Here is a 13,119-nt window from a genome sequence, read left to right on the forward strand (position 1 = left end):
CAGGCTGGGGGAGGAACTGCGCGGCCGGCCCCCAACCGCCGCACCCGACCGACGGCCCGGACAACCCGGCCCTCGCTGCGGAGCGCCTACGCTGCGACCCCATGAACACCAAGCAACCAAAGATCGCGGTGGTCACCGGAGCCGGCTCCGGTATCGGTCGGGCAGTCGCCGTGGAACTGCTGCGCACCGGCTGGTCGGTGGCGCTCGCCGGGCGGCGATCCGCGCGGCTGGAGGAGACGGCGGCACTGGCGCCCGACGGCGCCTCCCTCGCCGTACGGGCCGACGTCTCGCAACCCGACGACGTCGCCGGGCTGTTCGCGGCGGCCGTGGACCGGTTCGGGCGGGTGGACCTGCTGTTCAACAACGCGGGGACGTTCGGCCCGGGCGGGGTGGCCGTGGAGGACCTGCCCTACGAGGCGTGGCGGCACGTGGTGGACACCAACCTCAACGGGGCGTTCCTGTGCGCGCAGGCGGCGTTCCGGCAGATGAAGGAGCAGGAGCCGCAGGGCGGGCGGATCATCAACAACGGGTCCGTCTCGGCGCACGCCCCTCGCCCGCGCTCCGTCGCCTACACCGCGACCAAGCACGCGCTGACGGGGCTCACCAAGTCGCTGTCCCTCGACGGGCGGCCGTACGGCATCGCGGTCGGGCAGATCGACATCGGCAACGCGGCCACGGACATGACGGCCCGGATGGAGACCGGCGCGCTGCAGGCGAACGGGGTGATCGCCCCGGAACCCGTGATGGACGTGGCGGACGTGGCGCGGACCGTGCGGCACATGGCCGAGCTGCCGCTGGCGGCGAACGTGCAGTTCGCGACGGTGCTGGCGACGGCGATGCCGTACGTGGGCCGGGGCTGAACCGCCGTTCAGTCGGACCATCCTCAACCTGCACAAGCGGAATACCAACGTCCCCGGTATTGCGGCCGGTAACGGGCCTATGCTCAACTCTCCTCCACCAGAACTTCACAGTTGGGGCTGTGGCATTCCGTGGACCGTCGGCCACACCGAGGGGGGGGAGGCGGCAGCCGTTCCACCGGACCGGGGTGGGGGTGGGCCCGCGTGGGACCGCGGGTACGCACCGGTGGGTGGAGCGGCTGCCGCGTGACGTCAGCCCGCCGCCGGGCCGGTCGGGCCCGGCGGCGTGTCACCCGAGTCGGGGCCGGCCGCGGCAGCGGCCGCCCGCCGGCGCCGACGCAGCGCCCACGCCCCGGCGCCCAGCAGGCCGAGCGTCACCGCCCCGCCCTCCGCGACCCGCCACGGCGACGGTCCCGACGATCCCGAACCGGCGGCACCGGTCCCGGCCGCCCCCGCGGCCCCCTTGCCCTTCGCCGACGGACTCGCGCTCGCCCCGCCCTCGCTCAGCGGATCGACCAGCGCGCCCACCGGCTGCGCCGAACTCCCCTTCCCGAAGCCCCAGTCGAGCAGTGCGGCGGTCTGCTCGTACACGGCGTTGGTGGCGGGGTCCGGGTGCATCACGGTGACCAGCAGGGTGCGGCCGTCCCGGGTGGCACCGCCGGTGAAGGTGTTGCCGGCGTGACTGGTGTAGCCGTTCTTGACGCCGAACAGGCCCTTGTAGACGTCGAGCCCCCAGGCACCGGTGAGCAGGCGGTCGGTGTTCTGGATCTGGAAGGTCTTCTTGCCGCCGGCCGGGAAGTTCGCGGTCCGGGTGCCGCAGTAGCCGCGGAAGTCCTCGTCCTTCAGCCCGTGCCGGGCGAAGAGGGTCAGGTCGTACGCCGACGACAGCTGGCCCGGGTGGTCGAAGCCGTCGGGGCTGACCACGTGGGTGTCGAGGGCCTGCAGGTCGGCCGCCTTGGCCTGCATCTCGGCGACGGTCTTCGCGATCCCGCCGTTCATGTGGGCGAGGACGTGCACCGCGTCGTTGCCGGAGCGCAGGAAGACGCCCTGCCACAGCTGCTCGACGGTGTAGGTGAGACCGGGCTTGATCCCGACCAGGCTGGAGCCGGCCGGGACGTCGGAGATGTCGGAGTCCTTGACCCGGTACCGCTCGGTCCGCTCGAAGTTCTTCAGCACAGTGTCCGCGAACAGCATCTTCAGGGTGGAGGCGGGCGCCAGCCGCCGGTGCGCGTTGTACGAGGCGAGCACCTCACCGCTGTCGCAGTCGGCGAGCAGCCAGGCGCGGGCGGTGATCTTCTTCGGCAGGCCGGTGACTCCGCTCACCTGTACGCCCCCACGGGCCAGACGCTCACCGCCCACGACGGTGGCTGCGGAGGCGGGGGTCGCCGCGGACAGGGGAAGGGCGGCGGCCGTCAGTCCGAGGACGGCACGCCGGGTCAGCCGGGAGGAATCGCGCACCCCGGGACCGTACACCGCCTCCAGCAGGGCTTTGCCGCACGGCCCCCTCCCCGGCATATGAATTTGCTGTCTTATGAAAGTTTGCTAAGACATCCCGGTTTCTCAGCTCTGACACATCTTTTACCCAGGGCTGCTCAAAGGTTCCTCCCTAGCTTGAGCCCGCGCCCACAGCGGGCGCCAAGAACCTTCGAGGAACGGGATGTTTGGCATCTATCTCAAGCGCGAGCTGGGCCGCAGAAAGAAGGCGGCCCTGGTCATCGCTCTGGGTCTGGCGCTCGGTATCGCGCTGGTCATCACGGTCAACTCGGTGTCGGCCGGCATGACCCAGGCGCAGGACAAGGTCCTCAAGTCGCTGTACGGCCTGGGGACCGACATGACGGTCACCAAGGCCCGTACGGCCCCGACCTCGGGCAGCTCCGGCGGCCCGAACTTCAGGTTCGACGCCAAGTCCAGCAGCAGCTCCACGCAGAGTTCGGACCGGGTGCAGACCCAGGGCGGTCAGGCCCTGAAGTCGTCCCTGGTGACCAAGGTCGCCGGCCAGAAGGGCGTGGAGAGCGCGGTCGGAGCGCTCTCCCTCAACGTCACCAAGGTCGACGGCTCCTTCACCCAGGGCAAGGCGAAGTCCTCCACCAGCAGCAGCGGCGGCAGCAGCAGCCAGGGCGGCCCCGGCGGGGGCAGCAGCAGCTCGGGCGGCGCGCCGCAGGTTCAGGGCGGCGGCGCCGACTTCAACGTCAACAGCTACTCCGTGGCCGGCGTCGACGTGGCCCACCAGGGGCTCGGCCCGCTGTCCACCATGAAGATCACCACGGGCAGGACCTTCACCTCCGCGCAGACCGACGCCAAGGTCGCGGTGGTCAGCAAGTCGTACGCCAAGGAGAAGAAGTACAAGGTCGGCTCGACCTTCAAGATCTCCGGCACCAAGTTCACCGTCATCGGCATCGCCACCCCGGACAGCAGCGAGTCCGACACCGACGTCTTCGTCCCGCTGAAGGTCGCGCAGACCCTCGGCGACGCCAAGAACCAGGTCACCACGATCTACGTCAAGGCGACCGACTCCCAGCAGATCTCCACCGTGAAGAAGGAGATCACCGCCAACATCTCCGGTACGACGGTCACCACCTCCGCCGACCTGGCGTCCACCGTCTCCGGCTCCCTGTCCACCGCCTCAAGCCTGGCGACCAGCGTCGGCAAGTGGCTGTCCATCGCGGTCCTCGCGGCGGCCTTCCTGGTGGCGGCCCTGCTGACCTCCTCCGCGGTGTCCCGCCGGGTGCGTGAGTTCGGCACCCTGAAGGCGCTCGGCTGGCCGTCCCGCAACGTCACCCGTCAGGTGGTCGGCGAGTCCATCGTGAACGGCCTGATCGGCGGCGCCCTCGGCATCGCCCTCGGCGTCGGCGCGGCCTACGCGGTCACCGCGATCAGCCCGAAGCTCACCGCCCAGCTGGGCAGCTCCGGTGGCGGTGGCGGCATGGGCGGCGGCCCGGGCGGCGGCCCCGGTCAGCAGGCCTCCCAGAACACCCTGGAGATCGCGCTGTCCGCGCCGGTCTCCCTCACCACCATCGCCCTCGCGGTCGGCCTCGCGGTCACCGGCGGACTGATCGCCGGCGCGATGGGCGGCTGGCGCGCCTCCCGGATGCGCCCGGCCGACGCCCTGCGCAGCGTCTCGTAGCCCCCTCCGCCCCCTCCGAGCCGGGGCGCCGCTTCCACTCCCCCCGGGACGCGGCGCCCCACCCCCTCACGCCCCCCTACGCCCTACGCCCTACGCCCTTACGCCCTTACGCCCTTACGGCAGAGCACCCAGTGGAGAACCCCATGTACAGACTCACCGGAGTCACCAAGCGCTACACGCGGGGCAAGGAGACGGTCGAGGCGCTGCGCGGCGTCGACCTGACCATCGAGGACGGCGACCAGCTCGTCATCCAGGGCCCGACCGGCGGCGGCAAGTCGACCCTGCTGCAGATGATCGGCGGCCTGGACCGCCCGACCGAGGGCAGCGTCCTGCTGGACGACGTCGACCTCGCCAGGGTCAGTGAGACCAAGCTCACCCGGCTGCGCGCCGAGAAGATCGGCATCATCTTCCAGGCGTTCAACCTGATCCCGACGCTCACCGCGCAGGAGAACGTCGAGACCGCCCTCGTCCCGCTCGGCACCAAGCCGGCCGAGCGCCGGGAGCGCGCGGCGGAGGCGCTGCGCTCGGTGGGCCTCGGCGAGCGCCTCGGGCACGCCCCGTCCGAGCTCTCCGGCGGCCAGCAGCAGCGCGTCGCGATCGCCCGCGCCCTGGTGAAGAAGCCGAAGGTGCTCCTCGCCGACGAACCGACCGGCAACCTCGACGAAGGCACCCGCGACGACATCATGGCCCTCCTGGAAGGCCTGTGGCACGAGTACGGGCTGACCTTCATCATGGTCACCCACGACTCCTCCATCGCCCGCCGCGCCCCGCGCCTGGCCACCATCAAGGCCGGCCGGATCACCCTCACCGAGCAGGGCGGCGGACAGCGGTACGCGCACCAGGCGGCCGGGCCCGCGGGTGAGCCGCAGCAGGCGGACTACGGCCGGCAGCCGTACGTGCAGGAGCCGTACGTGCAGCAGCAGTACGGCGGTGGCCAGGGTCACTGACCGCCGTCGACGAGCGGCGGGGAGCCGTTCACCGCCCGAGGAGCCGGTCGATCCCGGCCAGCTGCCCGGCGGTGAGCGGCCCCTTCGCGATCGCACCGGCGTTCTGCTCGGCCTGGGCGACGGACCGGAAGCCGGGGATGGGGACCGTGCGCGGGCTGCGTGCCCAGATCCAGCCGAGGGCGCCCTGGGCGAGGGTCCGCCCGTCGCTGGTGAGGATCTCGCGCAGGGCCTCGATCCGCTCGACCCACGCGGGATCCGCCCCGTCGCCGTCCCCGAAACCGGGCAGCCAGGCCGGCGGCCTGCTGCGGATGTCACCGGGCGCGGCTCCCGCCCGCCGCCCGCCCAGCAACCCCATGGCGAGTGGGCTGCGGTTCACGGCGGCGAGGTCGAACTTCTCCGCCGTGTCCAGGAGCCGCGGCGCGTCCTGGAGCACGTTCAGGGTGTGCTGGACGGCCGTGCAGTGCGGCCCTTCGGCGAAGACGGCGGCGCGGGCGGGGTCGTCGGTACTCCAGCCGTAGGCCCGGATCAGCCCCTCGCCGACCAACTCCTCGCAGACGTCCCGTAGTTCTGCGGCGCGGGTCGGGTCGGCGTCGGAGAGGTGCAGCTGGTAGAGGTCGACGTGGTCGGTGCCGAGGCGGCGCAGGGAGGCGGTCAGGGCGCGGCGGACGTAGGCCGGGGAGTCGTCGTGGCCGGTGAGGGTGCGGGTCTCCTCGTCGAAGACGTTGCCCCACTTGGTGGCGACGACGACCTCGTCCCGGCGCCCGCCGAGGGCGCGGCCGAGGACGCGCTCGCTGTGGCCGGCGCCGTAGGTGTCGGCGGTGTCGAAGAAGGTGACGCCGAGGTCGAGGGCGCGGTGGACCGCCCGTACGGACTCCTCGTCGTCGACCCTGCCCCAGCCGAGGGGCTGCCCGGTGGCGTCCTGCCACTCGCCGCCGATGGCCCAGCAGCCGAAGCCGAGCGCGCTGACCCGGATGCCGGAACGGCCCAGGGTCCTGGTGGTGCTGTCGGTTTCCATGCACGGGACGCTAGGAGTTGGAGCGCACCCGAGGACAAGCGATTTCCCGGTCCGTTTCCATGCCTGCCCGGTCCATGCCTGCCCGGTCCGTGCCTGCCCGGTCCATGCCTGCCCGGTCCATGCCCGCCCGGTCTATGCCTGCCCGGTCTCGAAGCGGGAGATGCGGCCGTCGTCCTCGACCGTGAAGTCCCAGCGGGTGACCATCTCGCCCCAGGTGTCGTTGCGGTAGTGGGCGAGCAGGGAGCGGCCGCCGTTGGACTCGTTGTCGACGTCGAGGTGACCGTTGGAGGAGAAGATCTCCCGGTCGATCCAGTCGTCGAGGTTCCGGTCGGAGCCGTCGTCCGCCATGGTCGCGTCCGAGGTGAGGAGATTCACGAGCCCCTCGCGGTCGCTGGCATTGACGGCGGTGACGAAGGCGCGGACCGCCGGGTCGCTGAGCTTGGCTGTCTTGATCGTCATGTCAGTCAGCGTCACATCGGTCCCGGCGGCCCGCCACCCGCCCGCCACCCGAACGGCCGCGCGGACGGGCCGAGCGGGTACGCCGGGTGCGACGGTGGAGACCCGCGATCCGCATGCCGCCGATGGGAGCCGCCGTGACCTGCTACGACCGACGTGACGTGGGCCTGCTGCTGCTCCGGCTGGGCACCGGCGGGGTGCTGGCCGCGCACGGCACGCAGAAGCTGTTCGGCTGGTTCGGCGGGGGCGGAATCGAGGGCACGGGCCAGTTCATGGAGTCCGCCGGGTACGTGCCCGGGCGGCAGAGCGCGCTGGCGGCGGGGCTCTCGGAGGCGGGCGGCGGAACGCTGCTGGCGCTGGGACTCGCGACCCCGGCGGCGGGAGCCGCGGCGGCGGGAGCGATGGCGGGCGCGGCCGCCCTGCACACGCCGAACGGCTTCTTCGCGGCGGAGGGCGGCTACGAGTACGCCGCGACCCTGGGCCTGGCCACCGCGGGCCTGGCCGTCGCGGGCCCCGGCCGGCTCTCCCTGGACCACGCGTTCGGGCACGTCCTCGACCGGGGCTGGATGGTCCCGGCGGCGCTGGGCGTGACGGCGGCGGTGACGGCGGCGGTGATCGGCGCCCGGAACCGGCGGGTGCGGCGGGCGGCGGAAGGGGAGCAGGAGGCACTGTTCGAGGAGTAGAGGGGTGCGGGGGTGCGGGGGTGCACGGGTGCAGGGGCGGCGGAGTGGAGGAGTGGAGGGGTGGAGGGGTGGAGGGGTAGCGGCGGGGTGGCGCGGGGCAGGCTACGGGCCATGACGGAACAGCGGACACCGCCCTGCGATCCCGCCGGCCTGTGGAGTTCCATCGAGGACCTCTGGACCTGGCTGGACGCCAACCGGAGGCACGGCGGCGAGACCGGCCTCGTGCTGCGCATGCTCAAGCTCACGGAGGAGGTCGGCGAGGTCGCCCAGGCGGTGATCGGCGCGACCGGCCAGAACCCCCGCAAGGGCACCACGCACACCTGGGAGGACGTGCAGGGCGAACTGTGCGACGTGGTGATCACGGCCCTGGTGGCCCTGCGGACGCTGACGCCGGACGCGGAGGAGGTGTTCCGGCGACATCTGGCGGGGGTGACGGCGCGCTCGCTGGGACCGCAGGCGCCGTAGACGGCGCACATCTCCCGGCCGTGGTGCGGGACATGTGCGCCGGGTGGGCCGGGGGCGAGTGCCGCGGCCGGGTGCCCTAGGCTTCCGCCCCGGCCTCCGGCGCCTCGGGACCGTCCGTGGACGACAGGGTGTAGAAGACCGCCCGGCCCTGCTTGGTGCGCCGGGCCTGGTTCCTGGCGACCAGGTTCTCCAGCGTCGTGCGGATCACCGTCGTCTTGATGGTGCGGCCGGGCTGAGCGGCCCTGATCGCCTCGGCGACGTCGGTCGCGGACCGGGGCTCCTCCTGCTCGGCGAGGTAGGCGTGGACCGCCTCGACCAGGCTCGGCTTCGGCTCCGCGGGGCCCTGCTTCGGGACGGCACGGCGGTTCGGCGTGGGCTCGGTCCGCTGGTGGGGCACGACGGCATCGGTGTCGGCGTCGGCCGCTGCGGGGGCGGGGGCGGGGGAGACCGAGGACTGCGGAGTGAGCGCCTGCTGCAGCCGCTCCAGCACCACCCGGTTCTCCCGCACCCCGCGCAACTGCTCTTCCAGGGCGGCGATCTCGGTGGCGAGGCGGTCCTGTTCCTGGGCGTTGACTTCGAGGTCCCGCGCGATCCGCGCGCTGTACTCGGACGCCAGCTCGGTGCCGGGTGACTCGGACATACGTCGGACCTCTCCTCGATGTGCTCCGCGCGGGACGCCGATGTGTTCCGCGCGGTGAACAGCGTACGCACACCGGACGTCCCACGTGCATGACTCGGGCCGCAGGTGTCCCAACCGGCGGCGCCGGCCCGTTCGATGACATCGCCGACCACAATCGACGACCACAATCGACGACCGCAATCGACGACCGCATCGAACATGACACACGTGCGGCAGGACCGGGTCGCCGCGTCCACCGCACGAGGCCGTGACGTGTGCCGTACCGGCAGGACGCCACGGTCGCCGGCCGCGGAAGACGGCGAACACCTCACCGGTCCCGGCCGGCTGGGCCGACGTTCGCTGGAACTGGCGCTCCTCGACGGGTTCTTCGGTTCGGCGGCGGCGCGCGGCCGGTCGCCGATGTCCCGTCAGGAAGCGGCAGGGGCGGCGGTGGCCGGCCGGATCGTCGCGCGGATGTGCTTCATCAACGGCTGGTCGCTCTGTTCGCTGTAGTCGCACAGGGCGATCAGCACGTTCATCTCGGGCATGTACCCGGCAGCACAGCCGCGCGGCAGGTCGTAGGGGATGGCGAGGTAGCCGTTGAGCACCCGTGTGCTGCCGTCCTTGGCCGTGCTCTCGATGTCCACCGGGTCGAACTCGGCGATGCCGCGTTCCCGCATGTCGGCCGCGTTCATGAAGACGAGGGTGCGGAGGTTCCTGATCCCCCGGTAGCGGTCGTTGTCGGAGTAGATCGTGGTGTTCCACTGGTCGTGGGAGCGCATGGTGCCGAGCGCCAGGGTCCCCGGCGCGGGTACCACGTCGGGCAGCGGCGCCGAGGAGAACTCGGCGAGCCCGGAGGCCGTACGGAAGACCAGTTCCCGCGCGGGCTGCCGGATCCGGAACCCCAGCGGCAGCCGCACCCGCCGGTTGAAGTCCTCGAAGCCGTCGAGGACCTGGGCCATGGTGTCGCGGACACGGTCGTAGTCCTCGACGTACCAGGCCCACGGTGTGGTGCTGTCGGGAAGCGCCGCGCGGGCGATCCCGGCGATGACGGCGGGCTCGGACAGCAGGTGCGAGGAGGCCGGCTTCTTCATCCCCACGGACAGGTGCACCATGCTCATGGAGTCCTCGACCGAGGTGGCCTGGATGCCGCACCGCTGGTGGTCCTTCTCGGTACGGCCGAGGCAGGGCAGGATCAGCGCCTGCCGGCCGTGGACCAGGTGGCTGCGGTTGAGCTTGGTGCTCACCTGGACGGTGAGGTCGCAGTTGCGCAGGGCCTCGTAGGTGGCGCGGGTGTCGGGCGCGGCGAGGGCGAAGTTGCCGCCCATGCCGACGAACACCTTGACGTCGCCGCGGAGCATCGCGCGGATGGTGCCGACGGTGTCGAGCCCGTGCTCCCGGGGCGGGTCGATCTCGCACACCGTGGCGAGCCGGTCCAGGAACTGGCTGGTCGGCCGGTGATCGATGCCGCAGGTCCGGTTGCCCTGCACGTTGCTGTGCCCACGGACCGGCGAGGGCCCGGCCCCCTCCCGTCCGAGGTTGCCGCGCAGCAGCAGCACGTTGACGATCTCCCGCACCGTGTCGACCCCGTGCTCGTGCTGGCTCACCCCCAGGCACCAGCTGACGATGCTGCGGTCGGCGTCCCGGTAGATCCGCGCGGCGCGGAGGATGTCGGCACGGCTGATCCCGGACTGCCGCTCGATCTCGTCCCAGGAGGTGGCCTCGCACGCCTTCCGGTAGTCCTCGAACCCGCTCGTGTACCGGTCGATGAACTCCTGGTCGAGTGCCTTGGGATCGGCCGTGGCCTGGTCGAGGACGGCCTTGGCGATACCGCGCATCAGCGCCATGTCGCCCCCGACGCGCACCTGGAGATCGAGGGTGCCGGTGCGGGTGGAGTGGCAGGCCGCCATGTCCAGGAAGTCGTGCGGGATGATCGTCCGCCGCGAGGCCGCCTCGATCAGCGGGTTGACGTGCACGATCTGGGCACCGCGTCGGTAGGCGGCGGCGAGTGCGGTGAGCATGCGGGGCGCGTTCGACGCGGCGTTCACACCCATGATGAAGAGCGCGTCGGTGGCATCCCAGTCCTGCAGGTCGACGGTTCCCTTCCCGGTCCCCAGCGAGGCGGTGAGGGCCCGCCCGCTGGCCTCGTGACACATGTTGGAACAGTCCGGAAGGTTGTTCGTCCCCAGTTCACGGGCCATGAGCTGGTACAGGAAGGTGGCCTCGTTCCCGAGCCGCCCTGAGGTGTAGAAGGACGCCTGATGCGGACTGTCCAGCCCCCGCAGCGCCCGCCCGACCAGGTCGAACGCGTCCCGCCAGCAGATCGGCACGTAGTGGTCCGAGTCACGGTCGTACACCATGGGCTCGGTGAGCCGCCCCTGGTCCTCCAGCGCGAAGTCGCTCCACCCGGCCAGCTCACCGACGGAGTGCTCGGCGAAGAACTCCCGCCCGACCCGCTTCCGGGTCATCTCCCAGGTGACGTGTTTGACGCCGTTCTCACAGAGGTCGAGCCGCAGCCCCTTGGTGTCGTCGGGCCAGGCACACCCGGGGCAGTCGAACCCCCCGTCCTCGTGATTCATCTTCATGATCGCCCGGGGCCCCTCGACGAGCGCCCGCTCCCGCAGCAGGAACTTGCTCACGCTCTTGGCAGCGCCCCAGCCCGCGGCGGGATGGTGGTACGGATGGAAGAACGGCTCCCCGTCCGGCCGGGGCCCCACCCGGTCCTCGGCGCCCCCCGGATCCGCCGACCGCATCCGCTTCTGCTCGTCGTGGGAGGTACTCACGGCTCTCACCCTTCGCCGGCGCGGGGAACACACCGCCGGGGTCAGCGGCGTCCTTCTCATGCTAGGCACGCCGATCAGGGGAGGCGAGGCGATCTAGAACAGGCCGACAGCACACCACGGCCTCGGCCCACGGGCAGCACACCACGGCCCCGGCCCACGGGCAGCACGTCGCGGCCCCGGCCCACGGGCAGCACGTCGCGGCCCCGGCCCGGCGTCGGACGGGGCGTGGGCGCGGGCATGGGCTCGGCTCGACAGGCCGGCCCACACGCCGCTCCCGGAACCAGGGTGCGTGTACACGGGTACACCGGACCGGCCCCGACTGCCGCATCTGGTCGGTCGAACGGCGTCCTCCTCTCGTCGGTGTCGTCGACGAGCCGGAAAGGACCAGAAGTGCGGGAATGGACCTGGCCCTTCCCGGTCGCCGCTACATGATCGGCCGGGCGGCACCCGGCCCCGGCAGGGGCCGACAGTCCCTTCCTGGGCCCGTCGACAGGGCCGAACGGCCCTACTTCGCGCCGCTGGGCCGGCGGGCGCACGATCTCTTTACGACTCCATGACGAGCCCAAGAGGTTCTACGGAACCCTCGCATCCGTATGTCTGTCCGTGCGGGATCCGAAGAACCGGATCAGGAGACACGGTGCTCGTTTCACGGAAGGCGGCGGGAACTCTCTTCGTGGGTGGTGCCCTCGGCATGACCCTCGGCTCCCTCCTCTACCCCGCCATGCTCGGAGTCCAGAAGATAGACAGTGCACCCGAACGGGTCATCGCCACCCCGGCGACCGGACCGCTGACAGAAGCCGACCGGGGTTTCGTGGTCGCGGTGCGCGCGGCCGGACTGTGGGAGTACCCCGTCGGCCACAAGGCGTCGAAGAAGGGGACGACGAAGGCGGTCAGGAACGCCGGGGAGCATCTGGTCGACGGGGATGCCTCCCTGGACGCCGCCTGCCGCAATGTCGCCGACCAGCTGGGCATCACGCTGCCCGACCGGCCGTCGCCCCAGCAGCAGGGCTTCGAGTCCCGGCTGAACGGCGAGAACGGCAAGCAGTTCGACACGGACATGGCCACCACCGTGCGCGCGACGAACGGCCAGCTCCTCACCACGATCGCGAGCATCCGCAGCACCACGAGGAACTCGCTGGTCCGGGCACTGGCCGACCAGGCCAACGACACCGTCCTGGACCACATCACGGTCGTGGAGCAGACCGGCCTGGTCGACTTCGGCCGGGCCCTCGCCCAGGAGACCGCCGCACCGAACCTTCCGGCCCAGGACCTGACCCCGCCGCCCGCGGTCGCGGGTCAGCCGCAGGCCGTCCTCACCCCGCCGGCGAACAGCACGGTGTCGGCCAGTCCGACGGTGGGGTGAGGGGGGAGCCGGGCCGAGCCTCTCCCGGGCCGACCGGACGGCCGCCGTCCCCTCGCGAGCCCGTCCGGTCCGCCGTCCTCGGGTCGATAACTACACACTGAGTGTATACATGGCGTGTATAGTGCCGAGGCATGGCTTCCGCAATCGCCTTCCGGCGCGACGCCCCCGTCACCGTCCTCACCGCGGCCACCGCCTTCGGGCTGCTGCTGGGGTGGGCGACGTACGGCCTGCACGGGACGACGCCCCTGCTGGACCGCGCGACCAACTCGACGTCCACCTGGATCATCTGGACCGCCGTGGCCGGCGCCCTGATCCGGAGCCGGCAACTCGCCGTCTGGGGCGGAGCGTTGATGATGCTCGCCACCTGCGGCGGCTACTACACGGCGTCCACGCTCGGCGGCACCTTCGGGAGCGGCGGGCTCGGAACCGCCGCCGTGTGGTCGATGGCGGGACTCGCCGGCGGGCCCCTGCTGGGATGGGCCGGGTGGACGGTACGGCGGGGGCAGGGGGACATACGGGCGGTGGCCGGGGCGGTCATCCCGATGGTGGTGCTGGGCGAGGGCCTCTGGTTCGGGCTGGCTCTCCACTACTGGGACGACGCGGCCGTCTTCCTGGCCGTCGGCGCGCTGCTCACCGCTCTTCCGACCGCCTACCTGGCGCGCGCCGGGGTGCGCCGCTACTGGCTGTGCGCCGTTCTCGCTCCCGTGGGCGGCGTCGTCTTCCACCTTGCCGAGAAGGGCATCCTCAACGGCCTGCTCGGATCGGTCTGACGCCCTTGCCGGGGAGGGGGTGCAGCCGGCCCCGCAG

At 71.9% G+C, this 13,119-nt stretch carries 11 protein-coding genes and 1 pseudogene; 7 read left to right on the plus strand and 5 right to left on the minus strand.

Annotated elements, in window-relative coordinates; all coding sequences use genetic code 11:
• Positions 1 to 101 precede the first annotated feature (101 nt).
• Positions 102 to 860: an SDR family oxidoreductase gene (locus tag AB0472_RS00190; RefSeq protein ID WP_366351983.1), complete on the plus strand. Its 759-nt coding sequence runs from the start codon at positions 102 to 104 to the stop codon at positions 858 to 860.
• Between the two features lie 249 nt (positions 861 to 1,109).
• Here the strand turns inward: AB0472_RS00190 and AB0472_RS00195 are convergent, their stop codons facing one another.
• Positions 1,110 to 2,372: a serine hydrolase gene (locus AB0472_RS00195; protein WP_366351985.1), complete on the minus strand. Its 1,263-nt coding sequence runs from the start codon at positions 2,370 to 2,372 to the stop codon at positions 1,110 to 1,112.
• Positions 2,373 to 2,514: 142 nt separating this feature from the next.
• On the opposite strand from AB0472_RS00195, the gene AB0472_RS00200 reads away from it, so the two are divergent.
• Together AB0472_RS00200 and AB0472_RS00205 are read left to right on the plus strand one after the other, a co-directional pair.
• Positions 2,515 to 3,981 (plus strand): ABC transporter permease, encoded by a 1,467-nt coding sequence (locus tag AB0472_RS00200; protein ID WP_366351986.1) that lies wholly within the window; start codon positions 2,515 to 2,517, stop codon positions 3,979 to 3,981.
• 143 nt (positions 3,982 to 4,124) lie between these two features.
• Positions 4,125 to 4,799 (plus strand): annotated as a pseudogene (locus AB0472_RS00205) (ABC transporter ATP-binding protein); the annotation flags it as partial.
• Between the two features lie 157 nt (positions 4,800 to 4,956).
• Here the strand turns inward: AB0472_RS00205 and AB0472_RS00210 are convergent.
• Together AB0472_RS00210 and AB0472_RS00215 are read right to left on the minus strand one after the other, a co-directional pair.
• The gene (locus AB0472_RS00210) at positions 4,957 to 5,943 is read right to left on the minus strand and encodes an aldo/keto reductase (RefSeq protein ID WP_366351988.1); all 987 of its coding nucleotides are present in this window, start codon (positions 5,941 to 5,943) and stop codon (positions 4,957 to 4,959) included.
• Positions 5,944 to 6,075: 132 nt separating this feature from the next.
• Complete coding sequence (locus AB0472_RS00215) at positions 6,076 to 6,402, minus strand: nuclear transport factor 2 family protein (protein ID WP_366351990.1); 327 nt, start codon at positions 6,400 to 6,402, stop codon at positions 6,076 to 6,078.
• A 134-nt stretch (positions 6,403 to 6,536) separates the two neighbouring features.
• On the opposite strand from AB0472_RS00215, the gene AB0472_RS00220 reads away from it, so the two are divergent.
• Together AB0472_RS00220 and AB0472_RS00225 are read left to right on the plus strand one after the other, a co-directional pair.
• Positions 6,537 to 7,082, plus strand: a complete 546-nt coding sequence (locus AB0472_RS00220) for a DoxX family membrane protein (RefSeq protein ID WP_366352665.1) — start codon at positions 6,537 to 6,539, stop codon at positions 7,080 to 7,082.
• A gap of 111 nt (positions 7,083 to 7,193) precedes the next feature.
• Complete coding sequence (locus tag AB0472_RS00225) at positions 7,194 to 7,547, plus strand: MazG-like family protein (protein ID WP_366351992.1); 354 nt, start codon at positions 7,194 to 7,196, stop codon at positions 7,545 to 7,547.
• A gap of 76 nt (positions 7,548 to 7,623) precedes the next feature.
• Here AB0472_RS00225 and AB0472_RS00230 read toward each other — a convergent pair whose 3' ends face one another.
• Positions 7,624 to 8,187: a hypothetical protein gene (locus AB0472_RS00230; protein WP_366351993.1), complete on the minus strand. Its 564-nt coding sequence runs from the start codon at positions 8,185 to 8,187 to the stop codon at positions 7,624 to 7,626.
• A 407-nt stretch (positions 8,188 to 8,594) separates the two neighbouring features.
• Positions 8,595 to 10,919 carry an FdhF/YdeP family oxidoreductase gene (locus tag AB0472_RS00235; protein ID WP_366352667.1) on the minus strand — a complete coding sequence of 775 codons (2,325 nt, stop codon included), beginning with the start codon at positions 10,917 to 10,919 and terminating at the stop codon, positions 8,595 to 8,597.
• A 703-nt stretch (positions 10,920 to 11,622) separates the two neighbouring features.
• On the opposite strand from AB0472_RS00235, the gene AB0472_RS00240 reads away from it, so the two are divergent.
• Entirely contained in the window at positions 11,623 to 12,312 is a 690-nt protein-coding gene (locus AB0472_RS00240) for a DUF4142 domain-containing protein (RefSeq protein WP_366352669.1), read from the plus strand.
• A 131-nt stretch (positions 12,313 to 12,443) separates the two neighbouring features.
• The gene (locus AB0472_RS00245) at positions 12,444 to 13,082 is read left to right on the plus strand and encodes a DUF6518 family protein (protein ID WP_366351995.1); all 639 of its coding nucleotides are present in this window, start codon (positions 12,444 to 12,446) and stop codon (positions 13,080 to 13,082) included.
• Positions 13,083 to 13,119 lie beyond the last annotated feature (37 nt).

It is taken from the genome of Streptomyces sp. NPDC086777, assembly GCF_040702065.1.
Taxonomy (GTDB): domain Bacteria; phylum Actinomycetota; class Actinomycetes; order Streptomycetales; family Streptomycetaceae; genus Streptomyces.